Genomic DNA, 20,834 nt, shown 5'->3' with positions numbered 1-20,834 from the left:
TTCCTGAGGCACCTGAAATCTGGATGCCGAACCGCACCCTCGCCCCTGAATCCGCCTCAGGCACGCTCCACCGGAAGCCACAGCTCGCAGACCGCGGTACTGAAGTCGTCGGCGCGCTCGAGCACGGCGACGATCGACGGCCCGGGGCGCAGACGCCACGGGTTCGACGGGAACCATTCGGTCGCGGTCGCCGCCCACGTTGCCTGCAGGGCCGCGGGGTGGGGGCCATCCGTCCGGAAGACGGCCCAGGCGCCGGCGGACACCTCGATCTCGTCGAGGTCTTCGGGAACGGGCGACGCGATCGGGACAGCCACGCCGTGAAGGTACGTCAGCATGCTGCCTTCGGCGGCATCGGGGTCCACGTCGGCCGTCACCTGCAGCAGCCCGGCGGGCTCGATGCCGCTCAGCTGCTTCAGGCGGATGTGCTCCGCCGGAGGAAGCGACGCGATGTGCTCCCGGATGTGCGGATTGACGCCCTCGTGGATCAGCGGCACGCGCGTGGCGTGGCCGATGAGGCGGAACGGCGGGCGGTCGGCGATGCGGGTGTCCATGGTGGTTCTTCCTTCGACGGTCAGACGAAATCGGAGCTGCGGCTGTGAGCGAAGGGGGCCGCCGTGCCGGCGCACGTCGCCGGGACCGACGCCGTGCACAGAGCGGAACGCCCGCCCGAAGGCCTCGGTCGAGCCGTAGCCGTATCGCACCGCGATCGTGAGCATGTCGTCTCCGTCGAGCACGTCCGCTGCGGCGACCGCCATGCGGCGGCGCCGCGTGTACTCGGAGAGGGGCATGCCCGCAAGGGACGAGAACATCCGACGCAGGTGGTACTCGGTCGTCCCCGCGCTGATGGCCAACGCGGCGACGTCGACGGGGTCGGCGGTGTCGCGCTCGACGAGATCGACCAGCCGATTGAGAAGTGCGATCACGGTTCCTCCTTCGACATCCACTCTCGTGATCCGTCGTCCAGCGCGCCCGATATTCGCGGACCGAAGCGATCGGGCACGTCCGCGCAGAGGACTGCCTCTCCCGCGGGCGCTGATCACCCGGTCGGCACAATCATGGCGCCGTCAGCTCTGCGACGCCGCGTCGCCCGACCGGAGATCGAGGACGACCGCGATATCCGGTCGGCCTGCGACGGCGGCTTGCATGACCTCACGATGCTCGGCGTCGATCGCGTGCTCGGAGCGCTGTGCAACGGCGCGTGCGTACTCGAGATCCGCGCTCTCCATGGCGTAGATGAGGATCGGCCCGTCGGACGTGTCGAGGATGACGGCCTTCTCGTGCATGACGCCCTCATCGGCCAGCGTCGCCAGCGCCTCCTGCCTGCGTGGGCCGTCGACCTCCCGGAGCCACCTCTCCAGTCGGTCGCGCTGATCCGGTTCGATCCGGCGGATGGTGAGGGAGATCATGCGCGCAAGGCTATCGGCGTTGACGCGGTCGCTCCCGCTCGCCCCGTGGCGCGGCTCATTCCGTCTTCAACGGCGCGAGGAAGCGGATCGAGACGCCGTAGAGGAGGAATGCGATCAGCAATGCGAGGTGCCGTCCGCTCAGTCGCCCGCCGTCCGGGAACCCTGCGGCGTCGGCGAGCCCGGCGGGCACGATCCAGAGCGCCATGGCGAATCCGGAGAAGACATCCCTCCAGCCGAGGACATCCCGCGTCACCCGGGGTTAGGTCCGTGCGCGCAAGACCGCGGCCATCCCGACGATCGGCGACGGCGGGGAGCACCTGAGCGAAAACGTACACCGCGGCCGTGTCCATGACGCCGTCGGGGCGGCCGCGCGCGTCCCAGTGGATCGGAACCACATCGATGAGACCGGGCACCCACGAGCGCATCGCAATCGCTCGCGTGCGACCAGGGCACACAGGTCCTTGCGCTGCCGTCCCCACAGGGCGCGGGGATCGTCGCGGTGAGGTTCGAGGCGTATGACAGCAGCGCGGAGAGCGCATGGAAGGTGGTCATGTTCGGCTAGCAGTGACGCCGGACTGCAGCTCGGCTCTGCTGCTCACGGGAATCGTAGAGGAAGGCTCGCCTCGCGGGGGGTCCGTCGCGCGCGTCCTCCTTGCCGCTGCCGCCGCCATCCTGCCGACATTCGCGATCGAGCCCAGCAGCAGGACGGCTGAGCAGCGATCAGGAGATGAGGTTCGCCCTCGAGTGCGAGAGCTGCGCGAGGATGGCGCCGTGGGGCCGAGGCTGAGGACGAGCGCTGGTGCGGGTGTGTGTCTCGATGACCTCGAAACCGGCCGCCCGCAGCTCGTCGCTCAAGACCTCAGGAGGCCAGCGGTAAGCGGTGGCGACGGCGTGATCGAATTCCTCTAGTGCGGGCCCGGTGAAGAATCCCAGCAGCAGCCCGCCCCCTGGGCGCAGCACCCGAGCGAACTGATCAAGTGCGCGACGAATGTCACCAGGCCGGTGGTGGATGAGGGAGTACCAGGCGAGGACTCCTGCGAAGCTGTTCGCGGGAAGAGGCAGCGCATCGACGTCGGCGACATCGAACATGACCTGCGGGTGCGCGGTACGCGCGTGCTCGACGAACGCCGGCACGAGATCGATCCCACGAACGTGGACGCCCCTCCTCGCGAGGTAACCGCTCCAATGGCCTGGACCGCACCCCGCATCGAGGAGCGGCCCGCGGACCTCATCGGCCCATGCCGTTACCAGCTGCAGGTCGGACGGGTGCACCGATGTCATAGAGCCGAGACGCTCCGCGTACTCGTCTGCCCGATGGGAGTAGGAGGCGAGGATGGAGCGCATAGCGGAAGCTTAGGAGCCGATCAACTGGCAGGCAGAAGCCGATGATCTCGAGCAATAAGTGCTCGCGATCGTCGGCGGCAACTACAGGGAGAGCGTCGAACGCGGGATCCGACCGTGGGTTGAGTACGCGTACACGTATCCCGACGGCGCGAGCTCAGGACGATCTCGCTCCCGAGACCTTCCGGCAGGACGTCTTAAGGTCGCAACACCTGTTCTCCGCGACCTGCCCGAAGGCTGGGCGCCCTGGCCGCTCTCCCGGGAGACGGTCTTCTAAGGGGACCATCCATCAATCGAATAGCGTCGCTCGGCATCCGCAGTCACACGTCCCCATTCGCTGCTCGCGACGCGTTCCTGATGAGTCCTGAAAGCGCGGTCGTCTGCGAACTGCTCGTCGACATTCCAGACCAGAGGATCGGAAGACCGGGTGACATCGAATGCGAGGCACCCGGGCTCGCGCCGCGTCAGCGAGACGTGCTCAGGGAGGTTCTTGGCGACCAGGGTCGACTCGACCTCGCTCTTGCAGACCAACTGACCAGTCAGACGAACCACGCTCATCCCTTGATGGTAGATGGACGTGCGGCCAGGGCAGCGGTGCACCGTTGGCTTCATACCTCGCGAAACTGCTGGGGATGAAACCGACAGAGATCCACCTCCTGATGAATCGGCCGCTTGTCATGTCCGGCTAGTACGCGCACGACGCTTCAGCTGAACAGTTGCGCCCCTGCCCGTAGACAGTCCGGCACCGCTGCACACGTTCCTCGGCGCTAAGAGGCCCACTTCCGGTGCCTGGTGATAGGCACGCCGACGCCGCTACTCAGACGCAGGCGCAGCCCTCTGAGTCAGAATCACGGCGGTCAGGTTTGCAGCGGCAGTGAGACCGAGCATCCCTGTCTGGAGCAGCGCGAGCCCTGCCGGCCACACCGCGTAGCTCACGATCTCGTAGGAGTCGCCGTCCGACGCGCCCTCGAGATCCACCGTCCGCTTCGCGCTCAAGGTGAGGCCGAAGAGGATGGACACGATCGGGATGAGCCAGACAAGCGCGCAGACGAACCGGCGCGCACCCGCCGAGCCGCGAGACTCGTCGGTGCGCTGTCGCTCTTCGAGGGTGTGCGTCTGCGCTTGGTCCTGGTCCACGTCCGCATACCATCGACAGAGAGGTCATGCTTCTCCGCTCCGCTGCCCGATCGGCGACGTCACCCGGCGCTCGTCGTCCCGCTGCGAAGAACGAGCGTCACCAACAGCGCAAGAGCTGATAGGCCGGCCCCGTAGGCGGGGATCGATTCGCTCCACGGGGTCGTGTCGTACGAGGAGTAGCCGACGAAGAGCGGCGCGACCGCATAGACCACCACGTCGCCGCCCGCCGTGAACAGCCCGGTGGGCAGCAGGGCGAGCGCGCGCAGGGGAGCCCGGACGTATGTCGTTCCCCACCACGCGATCCACGCGAGCTGACCGAGGAGGGCGACGGGGGCCGTCCACGCGGAAAGCGCAGAGGGAGTACCCAGCTGGCCTGACACGAGAGCGTGGATGCCGCCGAAGGCGAAGGTCGCGGCGGTGACAGTGGCGGACGTCCACAGCAGCGCTCCGCGAGGGCGGGCCACCCCGAGGGTGACGACCAGCACGGCGACGGCGACGAGCACCAGGCCGGCCCCGAAGAGCTGAGCGGCGCCCTCGATCACCGTCCATGGCTCTGAAGGGCTCTGGTAGTCGAAAACGTGGTCCTCCAGCAGGCCGCACATGCTCGCGCCGCCGTCGTCGCCGAAGCGCGGGCACTGCGTCCATCGACGAAACGAGGCGGCCAGCTGCGGAGGAGCGGCCGCCGCCAGGAGCACTGCCGCGCCGACCGTGGCGAGGGTCGCGGTGCGCGACCTCGCTCCCGCCGCGTCGTGCGCGGGAGGGATGGCGGAGGTGCTCATGCCGGTCACGCTAGCGGAGGGCGGTGGGCCGCGACGAGAGCAAGCTACCCGCGCCAGCACGGCCATCCGGCAGAATGAGCGGATGGCAGCGGAGGTGACCCTCGACGACATCGCCGTCGAACTCGCCGCGGTGCCGCCGGACGAGTTCGTCTCGGCGCGGACGGCCCGGGCGAAGGACATCGACGACCCGGAGCTCGCCGCCGCGGTGCGCGGACTTCGGAAGCCGCTCCTCGCCGCGTGGGTCGTCAACGTGTTCGTGCAGGACCGCCCGGGCGAGGTCGCGCAGGCGCTCGAGCTGGCGGCTGCACTGCGGGAGGCGCAGGCGGAGCTCGACGCGCAGACCCTCTCCGCACTCGGACGTCAGCGCCGCCAGCTCGTGCGCCAGCTCGCGCAGGAGGCCGCCGGCATCGCGAAGGACCGCGGCGTCCGCGTCTCGCCGGGCACGATCGACGCGGTGCAGGAGACGTTCAACGCCGCCATGTTCGACGCCGACGCGGCGACGGCGGTCGCATCCGGACGACTGCTGCGACCCCTCGAGGCGACCGGGGCCTTCCCCGCCGATCTCGAGGGCGCGGTCTCCGGATCCGCGCCGAACCGAGCCTCCGCTCCGTGCACCGGAAGTCGGATGGTGGTGCACGCCGACGCGCGCAGGCGGCGGTCCGCGAGGCGGAGCGGGAGCTCCAGCGCGCGGAACGCGCCGAGGCCGACGTCGCCTCCCGGCGCGAGAAAGTCGAGGACGACAGCCGCCGCGCGACCGAGCGCGTCGCCTTGCTGGAGGCCGAACTGGCGAAGGCCGAGGGCGAGGAGGCGCGCCTGCGACAGGAGCTCGCGGACCTCAGCGGCGAGACCGAGACGGCGTCGCGCTCGACCGCGTCCGCACGCCACGCGCTCGAGAAGGCGCGCGCAGCTGCGGGGAAGTAGCGCCAGCAGGGGTGTCAGGGGCCGCCGGTAGGCTGAGACCATGGCCGCAGCACCCCGCAAGACTCCCGCGAAGGCGACGAAGACGGCCATCCCGCAGCTGGCGTGGCGGCGCCCGGAGCCGGCGCCGATCGTGCTCGTCTCCGGTCCGGAGGAGGTCTGCGCCGAGCGCGCGATCGCGGGCGTCCGCGACTATCTGAAGGCCGAGGATCCATCGCTCGAGATCACCGACATCGTCGCGTCGGACTACACCTCGGGCATGCTCCTCGCCGTCACGTCGCCGTCGCTCTTCGGCGAGCCGCGGATGGTCCGGGTGTCGGCCGTGGAGAAGTGCAGCGACGCGTTCCTCACCGAGGCGCTCGCGTACATCGAAGCACCGCAGGAGGGCGCGACGCTCGTGCTGCGGCACAACGGCGCCACGGTTCGCGGGAAGAAGCTGCTCGACGCCATCCGCTCGGGCGTCGGCCGCGGCGTCGAGGTGCCGTGTCCGGCCGTGAAGCGGGATGGCGACCGCTTCGACTTCGCCGCGGGGGAGTTCTCCGCGGCCGGAAAGCGCATCGCGCCGAAGGCGCTGCAGGCGCTGACCCAGGCGTTCACCGGCGAGCTCGCCGAGCTCGCCGCCGCGTGCCAGCAGCTCATCGCCGACGTCGAGGGCGACATCACCGACGACGTCGTCGCACGCTACTACGGCGGCCGCGTCGAGACGAACGCGTTCGCGGTCGCCGACACCGCCATCGCCGGGCGCTACGGCGAGGCGCTGGTCGCGCTGCGGCACGCCCTCGACTCCGGCGCGGACCCGGTGCCGCTGGTCGCGGCGTTCGCGATGAAGCTGCGGACGATGGCGCGCGTGGCGGGCTCGCGGGAGCCCTCGCGTGCGCTCGCGACCCGGCTCGGGATGAAGGACTGGCAGGTCGACCGAGCCCGTCGCGACCTGCAGGCCGGATGGAACGAGCGCGCGCTCGCACTGGCCATCCAGGCGATCGCCCGAGCCGACGCCGAGGTGAAGGGTGCCTCGCGCGATCCGGTGTTCGCGCTCGAGCGGATGGTGACGGTCATCGCGACGCGCGCCCCCTTCGGCGCCCCCACGCGCTGAGACCGACCGCACGCGCGGCGAGACCGCGTCATCGCTCCCAAACGGAGCGCACGCTCCCAGACTGGGTGCTTCCCGAGCGTCCCCAGCACGAACGCTCCGAGACAGCCCGTCGTGCACGCTGTCTCGGAGCGACGGCGCAAGGCGCGAGCGCCAGCGCTGTCTCGGAGTGCCGGCGCGCCTTCGTCAGCGGCTCGACCCGCGCCGAGCTCCCTCGTCGCCGCCCCCGCAGCCCCGCACAGCAGAAGGCCCGCCCCGCGATGCGGGACGGGCCTTCTACGGAGCGGTGAGGCTCAGAGCGAAGAGACCTGCTTCGCCATGCCCGACTTGCGGTTGGCGGCCTGGTTCTTGTGGATGACGCCCTTGCTCACGGCCTTGTCGAGCTTCTTCGACGCCTTCGCCAGGGTCGCCTCGGCGGCGGCCTTGTCGCCGGCAGCGACGGCCTCGCGCGTCTTGCGGACGAGCGACTTCAGCTCGCTCTTCACGGCCTTGTTGCGCTCGCGCGCCTTCTCGTTGGTCTTGATGCGCTTGATCTGCGACTTGATGTTTGCCACGTCGAATGACTTTCGTTCGGAGTGATTCGGGCGATCCTGTGACGGCCGACCCGAGTGTGCTTCTTCAGTTGCCGCGTGACGAGAGAGGGGCGTCGTACGGCTGTGTGGGTGCCCCCACACGCAAGCCAAGGACCAATGCTACCAGGTCAGCCCTGGCCATCCGCTCGCCCGACGGTCGCGATCGCGAGTTCGAGCACGGCGGCGAAGACCTCGGGCCGCATCGCGGTGACGAGATGCGTCGACCGCGGCACGACGACGAGTTCGGCGTGCGGCACGAGGCGCGTGAAGAGCCCCTCGTGCAGGCGCAGCTGATCCCACTCGCCGTTGACGAACCATACACGCGTGCGCAGCCGTGGCAGGGCCGAGCGGATGTCCAGGGCCGCGAGGCTGGACAGGGCCGCGTCCTCCGAGCGGAGGGCATACCCTCCGGCCCCGAAGTCGAGGCGCGTGTCTTCGGGAAGCGTCGCCCGCAGCACGCGCCTGACGAGCCACATGCCGTTTCCGGGCATCCGCTGCATGCCACGCAGGAGGAGGCGATACAGGCGGAGACCCGCGCCGCGGGGGAGCGCCGTCGCCCCGACGGCGATGAAGCCCGCCACGGGCGGCGCGTCATCCCGCGCGAGGAGTGCGAGGGACAGCAGCCCGCCCATCGAATGGCCGACGAGAAGGACGGGTCCGGAGGTGCCCGCCGAGCGGACGGCCCTGTCGATGGTGGCGAAGGCCTCCTCGAGAGACCACTCCTCATCCATCCGCGACCCGTGCCCCGGCAGGTCGATGGCGTGCACCACGACGCCGCGCCGCTGCAGGTGCGCCACCTGCGCCCGCCACATCGTCGCCGACGTGCGGATGCCGTGCACGAGGACCACCTGCACGCTCATGCCGCCATGCTATCGACGACGCGGAAGGGGCCGACGGCAGCTGCCGTCGGCCCCTCCCGGAGAGCGGTGACTACTCCTTCATCCAGCCCGTGTTCTCCACCGGCTGCAGGCCGAAGAGGTCCAGGCCCGTGTAGGTCTCGGGGGTCAGGTTCGCCAGACCCTCCTTGGCCGTCACGATCTGCGGACCGGCGTAGAGCGGGAGGATGCCCCACGTCTCAGCGATGATCTCCGCCTCGAGCTCCATGCCGGCTTCGGTCTGCTCCTCGGCCGTCGGCAGCGCGGAGACCTCGTTCGCGATCCGCTCGTCGATCTCCGGCGTACCGGTCGACGAGAGGTTCAGGCCGCTGTCCGAGCAGTAGATCTGGCACATGTAGGCCACCCCGTACGGGTCGCTCGACGAGAAGCCCAGCATGACGAGGTCCCAGTTCTTCGTCGTGAGGTCGTTCGAGAAGTCGGACGACGGGCGCACCTCGGGCGTGATCGCGGCGCCGACCTCGGCGAGCTGCGTCTGGATGATGCGGCCGCGCGCCTCGACGACCGGGTCGTCACCGAACAGCGGCAGCACGCCCTCGAGCCGGACGCCGTCCTTCTCGCGGACGCCGTCGTCGCCCATCGTCCAGCCGGCCTCGTCGAGGATCGCGTTGGCCTCCTCGACGTTGTACTCCCAGCCCGCCTCGGTCAGAGCGTCGGTGTACCCCTCCTGGAACGGGAAGAGCAGCAGCGAGTTGGAGTCGGGCTCGGTGTAGTCGAGTCCGTTCCAGACGACCTCCTTGATCTGGTCGCGGTTGATCGCCATGAGGAGTGCCTGACGGACCTCGAGGTCGGCGAACTGCTCGCGCTCGGCGTTGATCTCGAGGAGGTTCGTCGCCGTGCGCTGCGCGCGGTAGGTGACGACGCCATCCATGTCCGCGACCTGCGCGAGGCGATCCTCGGTGTTGGTCAGCGCCCAGTCGATCTCGCCGTTGCGGAACGCGTTGATCTCGGCGGTGTCGTCGAGCACACGGAAGGTGACCTTGTCGAGCATCGGCTCGTCGCCCCACCAGTTCTCGTTCGGCACGAAGGTGACGGTGCCGCCGTTGGCGTCGAACTCGTCGACCTTGTACGGGCCGGCGCCCCACTCGGGGTTCAGCTCGCTGACATACGCCTCGTTGAAGAGCTCGGGCGTGTTGATCGCCGGGTTCACCAGGTGCCAGAACAGACCGTCGGTCCACGGGTAGACCTGCGTGAAGGTGACGACGGCCTGGCGGTCGTCCTCGCCCTGCTCGACCGACTCGATGAGGGAGTAGCCGTCGGTGGAATTCGGGACGTAGCCCTCGTCCAGCGAGCGGTTCGCGATCCACGTCTGGTTGTACGCCTCCCAGGTGATGGGCGAGCCGTCGTTCCAGACCGCATCGGGATTGATCGTGTAGGTGACGACGGTCTTGCCGTCGACTTCCTCCGTCGTCCAGTCCGTCAGGTAGTTGGGGTTGGCGTACGCCTCGCCCTCGGGCGTCATCAGGATCGTCTGCGGGTTGTACCACTCCCACAGCGTCGCGGTGTCGACAGACCCGTCCGAGTGGTTGGCGTTGAGCTGCTCGGGGATCTCGGTGATCGGGAAGGTCGCTTCGCCGCCCTGCTGCAGGTTCTCGCGTGGCTGCGGGTTGTAGTCCGCGCCGGTGATCTCGGTCGCGCCTTCGTTTCCGCCGCCGGAAGCGCTGCCGCCGCCGTTGTCACCGCCGCCGCCACCGGCACAGCCCGCGAGGACGAGGGCCAGCGTGCCGGCTGCGGCCGCGGCCCCGATCCACTTCTGCTGCTTCTTCATGGTGCTCCTTTCGCGCCTTCGCAGGCGTGGGGATGTGGGAGAGATGAGATCGAGGCTAATCGCGGGAAGGCCGCTCGTGCCGGAACGTGAGCGAGCCGTGACCTGCGTGCCCCGATCTCGAGGAACCCGAGCGCGGTACTGCTGCGTTCCGCGCTCGGGCTACATCGTCAGCTGGCGCGCGCCTGGCCGCCGCTGCTGAACGCGCTGGGGTCGAGCTCGACGCGCTGGCGCCCGCGCTCGATCTTCGGGTCGGGGATGGGGATGGCCGACAGCAGCGCCTGCGTGTAGGGGTGCTGCGGGCTGTCGAACACGTCGTCGACGTCGCCGAACTCCACGAAGTCGCCGCGGTACATCACGGCGACGCGATCCGCGAGATGCCGCACGACCGAAAGGTCGTGGGCGACGAAGAGGTAGCTGATCCCGAGGCGCGTCTTCAGCTCGTCGAGCAGGTTGAGCACACCCGCCTGGATCGACACATCGAGCGCGGAGACCGGCTCGTCGAGCACGACGAGCTTCGGCTCGGTGGCGAGCGCCCGGGCGATGCCGATGCGCTGCCGCTGACCGCCGGAGAACGCCTGCGGGAACCGGTCGCTGTGTGCGGGGTTCAGGCCGACCAGTCCCATGAGCTCGTCCACCCGCTCGTGGGTGCGCTCCTTCGAGACGCCGATCGTCTGCAGCGGCTCGGCGATGATGTCGAACACCGTCATGCGCGGGTCGAGCGCGCCCATCGGGTCCTGGAAGACGATCTGGATGTCGCGCCGCGCGATCCGCTCGCGCTTGTGGCCCTTCAGGTCGCGAACGCTCGTGCCGCCGAGCAGGATGTCCCCGCCCTCGGGAGCGGAGAACTCCATGATCTCGAGGAGCGTCGTCGTCTTGCCCGATCCCGACTCGCCGACGATCGCGAGGGTCTCGCCCTGCTTGATGTCGAAGGAGATGTCCTTGACCGCCTGCACCTCGCCCACCTTGCGCTTGAGGACGCCCTTGAGGATCGGGAAGGTCTTCGACAGGTGCGACACCTCGAGCACCGTCTCGCGCTCCTCGCGCGGCACGCGCACGAGGTCGCCCTCCGGGATCTCCGGGACCGGGTACACGGGGCGCCCGCCGATGATGCCCGAGCGGATCTCGTCGGCGCGGATGCACGCGGCGAGATGGTCCTCTCGGCCGCCGACGGGGATGAGGGCGGGCTCGCCGGCGCGGCACGCGTCGAGCACGATGGGGCAGCGATCCGCGAAGGGGCACGCGTCGGGCAGGTCGATGAGCAGCGGCGGGTTGCCCTGGATGGCGACCAGCGGCTCCTTCTGCTTGCGGTCGACCCGAGGGATGGCCCCGAGCAGGCCGATCGTGTAGGGCATCCGGGTGTCGTCGAACAGCTCGACGGCGGGCGCCTGCTCGATCGGCTTGCCCGCGTACATGACGAGGACGTCGTCGGCGATGTTCGCCACCACGCCCATGTCGTGCGTGATCATGATCACCGCGGCACCGGTCTCGCGCTGGGCGGTGCGGATGAGATCGAGGATCTGCGCCTGGATGGTCACGTCGAGGGCGGTCGTCGGCTCGTCGGCGATGATGAGCTTGGGCTTGTTGGCCATCGCGATCGCGATCACCACGCGCTGCCGCATGCCGCCGGAGAACTCGTGCGGGAACGACTTCATGCGCCGCTCCGGTTCGGTGATCCCGACGAGGGTCAGCAGCTCGATGCCCCGCTCCCAGGCCTGCTTGCGGCTCATCCCGGAGTCGTGGACGACGAGCGCCTCCACGAGCTGATCGCCGATCGTGTACACGGGGGTGAGCGACGTCAGCGGGTCCTGGAAGATCATCGCCAGGCCGTTGCCGCGGATGGCCGACATCTGCTTGTCGGTCTTGCCGAGCAGCTCCTCCCCGTCGAACGTGATCGAGCCGGTGACGTGGGCCGTTTCGGCGAGGAGGCCCATGATCGCCAGCGACGTGACCGACTTGCCGGACCCCGACTCGCCGACGATGCCGAGCGAGCGGCCGGGGAGGAGGTCGAAGGAGACGCCGCGGACGGCGTCGACCCTTCCGGCCTCGGAGGCGAAGCTGACCCGCAGGTCGCGGACGGAGAGAACAGGTGCGTTCATGCGCGGCCTCCAGCCGCCGAAGTCGGGTCGAGGGCGTCGCGCAGGCCGTCGGCGACGAGCGCCATCGAGACCGTGAGCAGGGTGAGGGCGCCGGCGGGGAAGAAGAACATCCACGGCGCGCTGGTGATGATGCCGGACCCGGTGCCGATGAGCGACCCGAGCGAGACGTCGGGGAGCTTCACGCCGAAGCCGAGGAACGACAGGCCCGTCTCGAGCATGACCGCGCTGACGACGCCGAGGGTGAAGTTGATGACCAGGAGCGACCCGATGTTCGGGATCATGTGGCGCAGCACGATCCGGAAGCCGCTGACGCCCATGTAGCGCGCCGCCTGGATGTACTCCCGCTCCCGGATCGACAGCGACAGCGTCCAGATCGTGCGAGCCGCGATGAACCAGTTCGTCAGGATCAGCACGAGGGTGATCACGCGCCAGTCACCGCCCGAGTCGTTGGAGATCATCGCGATGATGAGGAAGGTCGGCACCGCCATGAGGAAGTGGATGACCGCGAGCGCGGTCTTCTCGAACCAGCCGCCGAAGTAGGCCGCCGCGGCGCCGACGAGCGCCGAGATCACGGTCGTCCCCACGGAGACGCCCACCGCGATCATCATGGACCGCTGCAGACCCACGACGACCATGGCGTAGAGGTCGTTGCCGGAGTTGTTCGTGCCGAACCAGTGGTCGGCGTTCGGCGCGTCGCTGAGCGCGAGGAAGTCGAGCTCGATGTGGTCGTACTTCTGGAACAGCGGACCGACGACCGCGAACAGCACCAGCAGGAGGAAGATCACGATGCCGGCGACGGCGGGCCGGTTGCGCATGAAGCGCCGGACGTACAGCGAGGACTTCCGCAGCGGCTTGCTGCGTCCGCCGCTCACCGCCGAGACCGCGGGGGGCGGGTTGTCTCCGTGCTCGAGGGGATCGCGCATATCTGTGATCGTCATGTCAGCTCACCCGCACTCGGGGGTCGAGGGCGACGACCGCGACGTCCGCGAGCATCGCACCGATGAATGTCATGAAGGCGCCGAAGGCCGCGGTGGCGACCGTGCCGTGGATGTCGTTCGTCGAGATGGTCTGGGCGAAGTACTGGCCCATGCCGCTCCATCCGAAGATCGACTCGGTGAGGATGGCCCCGGTGAAGGCGGCGGGGATGTTGAACGCCACCTGCGTGGTCACGGGGATGAGCGACGTGCGCAGCGCGTGCCGACGGATGGCCTGCGCCTTGGTCAGACCCTTCGCCCGCGCGGTGCGGACGTAGTCGGCGCTGATGTTGTCCAGGAGCAGCGAGCGCTGGAGGAAGTGGTACGCGGCGTATCCCGTCAGCACGAGACCCAGGGTGGGCAGGGTCAGGTGCTGGACGACGTCGACGACGACGGGGAAGAAGCCCTCGACTCCCACGCTGGACGATCCGGTGACGTAGAACACCCGGGTGCCCACGGCCTGGTTGATCGAGATCGCGATGAGGACGATGCCGAGGGCCGCGACCACCACGGGGATGTTCATGGTGACGATCGAGGTCGCCTGGCCGATCCGGTCGGCGAGCTTGTACTGGCGGGAGGCGGTGTAGACGCCGATCGCGATGCCGACGATCGCGGTGAGGATGGTCGCGCCCAGCACGAGCTCCGCGGAGATCCACATGCGGTAGGCGACCTCGTCGTTCACCGACCCGCCGGTGGGGCTGAGTCCCCAGTCCCACCGGGTCAGAATGCCGGAGAGCCAGGTCCACCAGCGCTGGAAGAGCGGCACGGTGTCGCTGAGGTTGCGCGGCTCCAGGAGGGCGACGATCTGCTGCTCCGAGAGCGGCGGGCGCCGCCCCACGTAGTTGCTGCGCGGGTCGAGGTAGAGCCACGCCAGGAAGTACGTCAGGTTCGTCGCGACGGCGATGATGAGCAGCCACCCCAGGATGCGGCGGAGCAAGTAACGGATCAAGTCGGGGGTTTCCTTCGTCGGACTGCGCTGAGCACGCTGGTAGCGCATTCATCGCACACGTTGAGCGTCGACTCTACCCCTGCTCGCTCCCATCGACGATGTTCGCGCCCGCGCGTGGCGAGCGGTCCGGGTCCGGCTCGCGCTGCCGCGCGGCGGGACCCGGACCGGGCGAAGGTCAGCGCAGGACCAGCATGCGCTCCTTGCTCGCCGACGGCAGGAAGCCGCCGCCGGCGGGGACGAATACGGCGCTGACCCGGTGATTCCCGGGCGGAAGATCCGCCGGCACCGCGAGCACTGCCGTGCCGTCCTCGAGCTGCACCTCGCCGAGCACCTGGCCCTCCCAGTGGAACTCGACGGTGCCGACGGGCTCCGCGTCGTCGGCCGTGGTCACCGTCGCGGTGAGGAGGTTCGGCTCGCCCTTCTTGGCCTGCCCCGGAGGCGTCGTCCGCAACGAGGTGCTCGTCTCCACCGCGGCGGCCTCATCGACCGTGTCGAGCCCGACGATCACGGGGTCGTGGTCGCTGGAGCGGTAGGGAGTCGGCTCGTAGAAGAGCGTGCCGTGGCTGTTGTAGCGGCTGTACTCCAGCGCCACGGCCTCGCCGCTGTTGATCGACCAGATGTCGGCGCCGGTCGCGAGCTCCGCGGCCGCGTCGTTCAGAAGCACGTGGTCGAGAGAACCCGACAGCGCCTGGAACACGTAGCTGCTCTCCGACGACCCGAACACCGTCTCCGCGTCGACATAGCCGGCCTCGTAGAGCAGCTGCATCGGGTCCTCCTGCGTGTAGGAGTTGAAGTCGCCCACGAGCAGCTGCGCCTCGGCGCCGGTTCCCGTGGGGTCGGTCGCCATCCACTCGGCGAGCGCCTGCGCCTGCAGCACCCGCGACTGATTGGAGTTGCCCTGGCCGTCGCCGGCGTCGGAATCCCCCGGCCAGGGTCCGACCGAGCCCTTCGACTTGAAGTGATTCACCACCACGGTGAACGGCTCCCCGCCGGAGGCGGCGAACGTCTGCGCGATCGGCTCGCGGGCGTTCTGGAACGCGTCCACCTCCGCGTCGCCGGTGTCGAGGGCGGCTGCCGCGCCCACGGGCGAGACCACCGCCGGCTGGTAGATGAGCGCGGAGGTGATGACGTCCTGCTCGCTAGCATCGGGCAGGTTCGCCGGCGACGCCACGTACGCCCACTTCTCGGCGCCCGCTGCCTCGTTGAGCGCGGCGACCAGGGTCGCGAGGGCCTCGTCCGGCTCCTCTCCGAGACGCGCCGAGTTCTCGATCTCCATGAGCCCGACCACGTTCGCGTCGAGGGCGTCGATCGCCGCGACGATGCGCGCCTCCTGGCGTTCGAAGTCCTCGGCATCCCAGGCGCCGCGCTGATCGCAGCCCTCGTCGACGCTCACGCCGTCGCCCTCGCGGTCGCGGTACGGCACGCAGCTCGCGTCATCGACGCCGAGGGTGGTGAAGTAGTTGAGCACGTTGAACGACGCGACGCTCACGTCGCCGCCGACGTCCTCGGGGGCGGCGGTGCGCGTGTTCTCGAACACCACGCCGTCGGCCCCCGACCCGTCGGCGACGAGCGGCTCGGTGGGGTTGAGCTTCCAGGCGCTGTTGCGGAAGTCGACGATGTGCGGCTCCGTGAACGTCGCCGACGCGCCGACCCGGATGGGCTCGACCAGCGAGATGTAGGCGGGGGTGAGGTCCCGGTTCGCGCTGAAGCTCGCCGAGGAGCCGTCGTCCAGGGTCACCCGGCGGGCCGCGTTGTCCTCCGCCACGGCCTGCGCCTCCGCGCTGCCGGGACGTGCGACGTCGGTGGGCTGGCGCAGGGGCGCGTCGCCCGCCGCCAGCACGACCTCGCCGTAGGAGTTCGTGGCGTAGGTGTCGGCGACGGTGAAGGCTCCCGTCGGCGCGATGAGCATGGACTCCAGTCGCTCCCGCTCCTCGTCCGTCTCCGGCCATCCGACCGCCGCCGGAGCGACCGGCTCGGCGTCGGCGACGACGCGGGCGCCGCCAGCGCGCACCGACAGCTCGGTGAGGCCGTAGTACTCGGTGACCTCGCCGGTGACCTCCACCGTGTCGCCGATCGCCACGTCGTCGACGGTCGCCGTCGAGTACACGAACAGGGCGTCGGAGGCGGTGTGCGCGGCGGGATCGAGATCGCCGCCGGTGCCCGGTGTCTGCACGACGTATCCGTCCAGCCCGCCCGAGGGGTAGCGTGCAGTCACGATGCCGGTCGTGGTGACCGTCGCGCCGACCATCGGCGACCGGTCGCCGGTGCCCTGGATCTCCGCGATGGCCACCGGGTCGCCCGGCTCGGGCGTGGGCTCCGGCGTGGGTTCCGGTGTCGGCTCGCCGCCTGCGCCATCCGGAATGGGAGCAGCGGTGACGAAGTCGGCGCCGTTGTCGGCCGTGTTGGCCCCGTCGGTGCGCGTGATCGCGGTGGCGTTGGTCGTCGCGGGCGCCGGGGAGCCCGCGAAGTCGGTCGCGGCGCCCCAGCCGACGTAGTCGACGACGCTGTCCGCGGCCGCGAGACCGGATGATCCGGAGAGTGCGGTGTCGTCGGACACGAGGGCCACCTTGCCCTGCGAGCCGCTGAGCGCCGTGGAGCCCTCTACGTCCGCTGCGATGTCGGGCAGCGCGGTGTTGGAGCCGTACGCCTGGCCGACGACGAGAGTCGCGTCGGGGGCGAGCGTGATGCCGCCGAGCGGCGTCACCTGCCAGCTCGACCCGGTGGCCGACGCGTACTGCACGCTCCAGCCGTCGAGGCTCTGCGGCTGCGACGTCGTGTTGACGATCTCGACGAAGTCGCGGCTGAAGGCCGCGCCGCTGTTGCCGCCGCCGCCGTAGATCTCGTTGATGAGCACGCCGTCGCCGGGGGCGACCGCCGCCTGCGCGGCCGTCGGCGCGACGAGGGCCGCCGCGATGCAGGCCGTCGATGCCAGACAGATCGCGCGGCGCACGCCGCGCGGGGGAGGGGGATGGTGCATGTTCGTCTCCTTCGGAGTGCGGGAGGCGCGGGTCGGCCCGCGTCTTCCAGGCAATCGTCGTCGGGTGAACGGACAGTGGCCAGCACCTTGCGGGAGGACGGCGGTGCGGCGCTCGGAAGACGGGGCGCGGCGCGAGCGGCGCGGCCCGTAGAATCAGACGGATATGTCCCCTCGTGCCACGACTCCGCTCCCGCCTGCCGCGACACCGCCTGAGCGCATCCGCAACTTCTGCATCATCGCTCACATCGACCACGGCAAGTCGACGCTCGCCGATCGCATGCTGCAGCTCACCGGCGCGGTGTCCGACCGCGACATGCGCGCGCAGTACCTCGACCGCATGGACATCGAGCGCGAACGCGGCATCACCGTGAAGAGCCAGGCGGTGCGGCTGCCGTGGCAGCACGAGGGCGACACCTTCGCGCTGAACATGATCGACACGCCGGGTCACGTCGACTTCACATACGAGGTCTCCCGCTCTCTGGCCGCCTGCGAGGGCGCGGTGCTGCTCGTGGACGCCGCGCAGGGCATCGAGGCGCAGACGCTCGCGAACCTGTACCTCGCGCTCGAGAACGATCTGACGATCATCCCGGTGCTCAATAAGATCGACCTGCCCGCCGCCGACCCCGACCGCTTCGCCAAGGAGCTCGCGGACCTCATCGGCGGCGACCCCGCCGACGTGCTGCGGGTGTCGGGCAAGACGGGCCAGGGCGTCGAGGAGCTGCTCGACCGCCTCGTGGCCGAGATCCCCGCGCCGAAGGGCGATCCCGACGCTCCGGCCCGCGCCATGATCTTCGACTCCGTCTACGACGCGTACCGCGGCGTGGTGACATACGTCCGGATGGTCGACGGCCGTCTCTCGCCGCGCGAGCGCATCCAGATGATGTCGACCCGCGCCACGCACGAGCTGCTGGAGATCGGCGTCTCGAGCCCGGAGCCCACGCCGTCGAAGGGCCTGTCGGTCGGCGAGGTCGGCTACCTCATCACCGGCGTGAAGGACGTCCGCCAGTCGAAGGTCGGCGACACGGTCACGAACCAGCGCACTCCCGCCACGCAGGCGCTCCCCGGCTACACCGACCCGAAGCCCATGGTCTTCTCGGGTCTGTACCCGATCGACGCCAGCGACTACACGGATCTGCGCGAGGCGCTCGACAAGCTGAAGCTGTCCGACGCGTCCCTCGCCTACGAGCCGGAGACGTCCGTCGCCCTCGGCTTCGGCTTCCGCTGCGGCTTCCTCGGACTGCTGCACCTCGAGATCATCACCGAGCGCCTCGCGCGCGAGTTCGGCCTCGATCTCATCACCACGGCGCCGAGCGTCGTCTACGAGGTGACGACGGAGACGGGCGAGAAGCTCATCGTCACCAACCCCAGCGAGTACCCCGAGGGCAAGATCGGCTCGGTCGCCGAGCCGATGGTCAAGGCGTCGATCCTCGCGCCGAAGGAGTACGTCGGCACGGTCATGGAGCTCTGCCAGACCCGGCGCGGCACTCTGCTCGGCATGGACTACCTGTCCGAGGAGCGCGTCGAGCTGAAGTACACCATGCCCCTCGGCGAGATCGTCTTCGACTTCTTCGACCAGCTGAAGAGCCGCACGCAGGGCTACGCGAGCTTCGACTACGAGCCGGCGGGGCAGCAGGAGGCCGACCTCGTGAAGGTCGACATCCTCCTCCAGGGCGACCGCGTCGACGCCTTCAGCGCGATCGTGCACCGCGAGAAGGCCTATGCGTACGGCACGACCATGACCGAGCGCCTGCGCAAGCTCATTCCGCGTCAGCAGTTCGAGGTGCCCATCCAGGCCGCGATCGGCGCCCGCATCATCGCCCGCGAGAACATCCGCGCGATGCGCAAGGACGTGCTCGCGAAGTGCTACGGCGGCGACATCTCCCGCAAGCGCAAGCTGCTCGAGAAGCAGAAGGAGGGCAAGAAGCGCATGAAGATGGTCGGCCGCGTCGAGGTGCCCCAGGAGGCGTTCATCGCCGCGCTGTCGGGTGACGTCGAGACGAAGTCCGGGAAGTAGCCGGGGGCTTTGCCAGGGGCTGCGGTTAGGGTGGACGACATGCGCCGGGAGACCTTCCGAGACGAGACGGTCGACTATGCGGCGGTCGGGGCGACGCAGGCGCCCGACCTGCTGCAGTACCCGCCGGAGCGCAGCATCCCGGCGGCCGCGCAGTGGCGGATCGGCAGCGGCGAGGAGCGATTCCGCACGGCCGTCGATGCGCTGCTCGCCTGGGCGCCGCTGAAGGGCGCCGGCCTCGAGCTCGCCGACGTGCGGCCCGCCCCGGGCCCCACGTACACGGGGGTCAGCTTCGACGACTCCGGCAACGCGGTCGCACCCAGCCGATCGGATGCCGACCAGCGCTTCGACGCGGAGGGCACGCCCTACGTCGGCGCAGGCACCACCGTGACCGTGCGCGGAAAGGTCGCGCGCTTCCGCGCCGACGCCGAGCTGCGCGTGATCTTCGTGATCGAGGAGGCGCGCCGCGTGGGCTTCGCACTGGGCACCGTCGGCGGCTCGGTGGTGAGCGGCGAGGAGTCGTTCATGATCGAGTGGCGCGAGAACGACGAGGTGTGGTTCGACGTGCGCGCGTTCGACCGGCCAGTCACGTTCTGGAACCGCCTGTTCAAGGCGCTCGTGCGCCGCCGACGCAAGGCTCTGTTCGCCGCCTATCTGCGCGCCATCTCGCCGCTGTTCCGCACCGGCGCCTGATGGCCGGAGCACTTCCCCTCGGCGATCCCGCACCCGCCGACGGCGCGCTTCCGCGTGACCTCGCGGTCGACCCGTCGGCCGACCTCGGCATCTACCTGCATGTGCCGTTCTGCCGGGTGCGCTGCGGGTACTGCGACTTCAACACGTACACCTCCAGCGAGCTGCGCGGCGCACGACAGGACGAGTACGCCGACGTCCTCCTGCAGGAGATCGCGCTCGCCCGCGGCGTGCTCGCCGACGCCGGCGCGCTGCGCCCCGCGCAGACCGTCTTCTTCGGCGGCGGGACGCCGACGCTGCTGCCCGCGGGCGACCTCGCGCGCATGCTCGACGGCGTCCGCGACGCGTTCGGCATCGCGGCCGAGGCCGAGATCACCGTCGAAGCCAACCCCGACACGGTGTCGCCGGGGGTCGCGGAGGAGCTCGCGGGAGCGGGCGTGACGCGGATGTCCGTGGGGATGCAGTCGGCGGTGCCGCGCGTTCTCGCCGCGCTCGACCGCACGCACTCGCCCGCCAACGTCGCGACCGCGGTCGCCGCGGGCCGGGCGGCCGGCCTCGACGTGAGTGTCGACCTCATCTACGGTGCGCCGGGGGAGACCCTGGACGACTGGCGCGCCTCGCTCGACGCCGCCCTCGCGCTCGCGCCCGATCACATCTCCGCCTACGCGCTCATCATCGAAGACGGCACGAAGCTCGCCCGTCAGATCCGGCGCGGTGAGGTGCCGGCTCCCGACGACGACCTGCAGGCCGATATGTACGAGCTGGCGGACTCGCTGCTCGGCGAGGCGGGGTACGACTGGTACGAGGTGTCGAACTGGTCGCAGGGGGAGGCGCACCGCTCGCGTCACAACCTCGCATACTGGCGCGGCACCGACTGGTGGGGCTTCGGCCCCGGCGCGCACAGCCACGTCGCGGGACTGCGCTGGTGGAACGTCAAGCACCCGGCCGCATACGCCCAGCGGCTCGCGATGGGCGAGTCGCCGGCCGCCGGACGGGAGCGACCGGACGCGGAGGCGACGCAGCTCGAGCGGGTGCTGCTGCAGAGCCGCATCCGCGAGGGCCTCGCCGTCGACGCGCTGCCGGCATCCGCCCGAGGCGCCGTCGCGGGGCTGATCGCGGACGGCCTCGTGGAGCCGGCTGCCGCCATCCGCGGGCGCGTCGTGCTCACGCTGCGCGGGCGGCTCCTCGCCGACGCCGTCGTGCGCGCGCTCACCGACTGACGCCCGGCGCGCT

At 69.9% G+C, this 20,834-nt stretch carries 20 protein-coding genes; 6 read left to right on the top strand and 14 right to left on the bottom strand.

What is annotated here, in order from left to right:
• Window positions 1-56 precede the first annotated feature (56 nt).
• The 4 genes from QWJ90_RS12505 to QWJ90_RS12490 all read right to left on the bottom strand — a co-directional run bounded on the left by QWJ90_RS12505 (window position 57) and on the right by QWJ90_RS12490 (window position 2,750).
• Window positions 57-923: an AraC family transcriptional regulator gene (locus QWJ90_RS12505; RefSeq protein WP_290108179.1), complete on the bottom strand. Its 867-nt coding sequence runs from the start codon at window positions 921-923 to the stop codon at window positions 57-59.
• A 141-nt stretch (window positions 924-1,064) separates the two neighbouring features.
• Complete coding sequence (locus QWJ90_RS12500) at window positions 1,065-1,406, bottom strand: DUF6176 family protein (protein WP_290108178.1); 342 nt, start codon at window positions 1,404-1,406, stop codon at window positions 1,065-1,067.
• Between the two features lie 55 nt (window positions 1,407-1,461).
• Window positions 1,462-1,611 (bottom strand): hypothetical protein, encoded by a 150-nt coding sequence (locus tag QWJ90_RS12495; RefSeq protein ID WP_290108177.1) that lies wholly within the window; start codon window positions 1,609-1,611, stop codon window positions 1,462-1,464.
• Window positions 1,612-2,126: 515 nt separating this feature from the next.
• Window positions 2,127-2,750: a class I SAM-dependent methyltransferase gene (locus QWJ90_RS12490; protein WP_290108175.1), complete on the bottom strand. Its 624-nt coding sequence runs from the start codon at window positions 2,748-2,750 to the stop codon at window positions 2,127-2,129.
• Between the two features lie 58 nt (window positions 2,751-2,808).
• Between QWJ90_RS12490 and QWJ90_RS14885 the strand changes: the two genes are divergently transcribed.
• Window positions 2,809-3,024 carry a DUF6226 family protein gene (locus tag QWJ90_RS14885; RefSeq protein WP_354670432.1) on the top strand — a complete coding sequence of 72 codons (216 nt, stop codon included), beginning with the start codon at window positions 2,809-2,811 and terminating at the stop codon, window positions 3,022-3,024.
• Here QWJ90_RS14885 and QWJ90_RS12485 read toward each other — a convergent pair.
• From QWJ90_RS12485 to QWJ90_RS12475, 3 genes are all read right to left on the bottom strand, one after another.
• Window positions 3,021-3,305 carry a putative quinol monooxygenase gene (locus QWJ90_RS12485; RefSeq protein WP_290108174.1) on the bottom strand — a complete coding sequence of 95 codons (285 nt, stop codon included), beginning with the start codon at window positions 3,303-3,305 and terminating at the stop codon, window positions 3,021-3,023. The genes QWJ90_RS14885 and QWJ90_RS12485 overlap by 4 nt on opposite strands.
• 255 nt (window positions 3,306-3,560) lie before the next feature.
• Window positions 3,561-3,884: a hypothetical protein gene (locus QWJ90_RS12480; protein WP_290108173.1), complete on the bottom strand. Its 324-nt coding sequence runs from the start codon at window positions 3,882-3,884 to the stop codon at window positions 3,561-3,563.
• Between the two features lie 59 nt (window positions 3,885-3,943).
• Window positions 3,944-4,663 (bottom strand): hypothetical protein, encoded by a 720-nt coding sequence (locus tag QWJ90_RS12475; RefSeq protein ID WP_290108172.1) that lies wholly within the window; start codon window positions 4,661-4,663, stop codon window positions 3,944-3,946.
• Between the two features lie 609 nt (window positions 4,664-5,272).
• Between QWJ90_RS12475 and QWJ90_RS12470 the strand changes: the two genes are divergently transcribed.
• Together QWJ90_RS12470 and holA are read left to right on the top strand one after the other, a co-directional pair.
• Complete coding sequence (locus tag QWJ90_RS12470) at window positions 5,273-5,584, top strand: hypothetical protein (RefSeq protein WP_290108171.1); 312 nt, start codon at window positions 5,273-5,275, stop codon at window positions 5,582-5,584.
• A gap of 40 nt (window positions 5,585-5,624) precedes the next feature.
• Window positions 5,625-6,674, top strand: a complete 1,050-nt coding sequence (holA, locus tag QWJ90_RS12465; protein ID WP_290108170.1) for a DNA polymerase III subunit delta — start codon at window positions 5,625-5,627, stop codon at window positions 6,672-6,674.
• A gap of 290 nt (window positions 6,675-6,964) precedes the next feature.
• Here holA and rpsT read toward each other — a convergent pair whose 3' ends face one another.
• The 7 genes from rpsT to QWJ90_RS12430 all read right to left on the bottom strand — a co-directional run bounded on the left by rpsT (window position 6,965) and on the right by QWJ90_RS12430 (window position 16,900).
• Window positions 6,965-7,225 carry a 30S ribosomal protein S20 gene (rpsT, locus tag QWJ90_RS12460; protein WP_156241198.1) on the bottom strand — a complete coding sequence of 87 codons (261 nt, stop codon included), beginning with the start codon at window positions 7,223-7,225 and terminating at the stop codon, window positions 6,965-6,967.
• A 146-nt stretch (window positions 7,226-7,371) separates the two neighbouring features.
• Window positions 7,372-8,103 (bottom strand): alpha/beta fold hydrolase, encoded by a 732-nt coding sequence (locus QWJ90_RS12455; protein WP_290108169.1) that lies wholly within the window; start codon window positions 8,101-8,103, stop codon window positions 7,372-7,374.
• Between the two features lie 70 nt (window positions 8,104-8,173).
• On the bottom strand, window positions 8,174-9,904 hold the full coding sequence (locus QWJ90_RS12450; protein WP_290108167.1) for an ABC transporter family substrate-binding protein: 1,731 nt from the start codon (window positions 9,902-9,904) through the stop codon (window positions 8,174-8,176).
• 167 nt (window positions 9,905-10,071) lie between these two features.
• The gene (locus QWJ90_RS12445; protein ID WP_290108166.1) at window positions 10,072-12,000 is read right to left on the bottom strand and encodes an ABC transporter ATP-binding protein; all 1,929 of its coding nucleotides are present in this window, start codon (window positions 11,998-12,000) and stop codon (window positions 10,072-10,074) included.
• Window positions 11,997-12,938, bottom strand: a complete 942-nt coding sequence (locus tag QWJ90_RS12440; RefSeq protein WP_290108165.1) for an ABC transporter permease — start codon at window positions 12,936-12,938, stop codon at window positions 11,997-11,999. Before QWJ90_RS12440 ends, QWJ90_RS12445 begins: the two co-directional genes overlap by 4 nt.
• A gap of 1 nt (window position 12,939) precedes the next feature.
• Window positions 12,940-13,923: an ABC transporter permease gene (locus QWJ90_RS12435; RefSeq protein WP_290108164.1), complete on the bottom strand. Its 984-nt coding sequence runs from the start codon at window positions 13,921-13,923 to the stop codon at window positions 12,940-12,942.
• A 175-nt stretch (window positions 13,924-14,098) separates the two neighbouring features.
• Window positions 14,099-16,900 (bottom strand): ExeM/NucH family extracellular endonuclease, encoded by a 2,802-nt coding sequence (locus tag QWJ90_RS12430; RefSeq protein ID WP_290108163.1) that lies wholly within the window; start codon window positions 16,898-16,900, stop codon window positions 14,099-14,101.
• Between the two features lie 163 nt (window positions 16,901-17,063).
• Between QWJ90_RS12430 and lepA the strand changes: the two genes are divergently transcribed.
• From lepA to hemW, 3 genes are read left to right on the top strand one after another with little or no spacing between them, the layout of a single operon-like run.
• Window positions 17,064-18,914 carry a translation elongation factor 4 gene (gene lepA, locus QWJ90_RS12425; RefSeq protein WP_290108162.1) on the top strand — a complete coding sequence of 617 codons (1,851 nt, stop codon included), beginning with the start codon at window positions 17,064-17,066 and terminating at the stop codon, window positions 18,912-18,914.
• Between the two features lie 39 nt (window positions 18,915-18,953).
• Window positions 18,954-19,604, top strand: a complete 651-nt coding sequence (locus QWJ90_RS12420; RefSeq protein WP_290108161.1) for a DUF1990 family protein — start codon at window positions 18,954-18,956, stop codon at window positions 19,602-19,604.
• Complete coding sequence (hemW, locus tag QWJ90_RS12415; protein ID WP_290108160.1) at window positions 19,604-20,821, top strand: radical SAM family heme chaperone HemW; 1,218 nt, start codon at window positions 19,604-19,606, stop codon at window positions 20,819-20,821. Before QWJ90_RS12420 ends, hemW begins: the two co-directional genes overlap by 1 nt.
• Window positions 20,822-20,834: the final 13 nt, after the last annotated feature.

Source organism: Microbacterium oryzae, from assembly GCF_030406385.1.
Taxonomy (GTDB): Bacteria; Actinomycetota; Actinomycetes; order Actinomycetales; family Microbacteriaceae; genus Microbacterium; species Microbacterium oryzae_A.
This window is presented reverse-complemented; position numbering and strand designations above follow the sequence as displayed.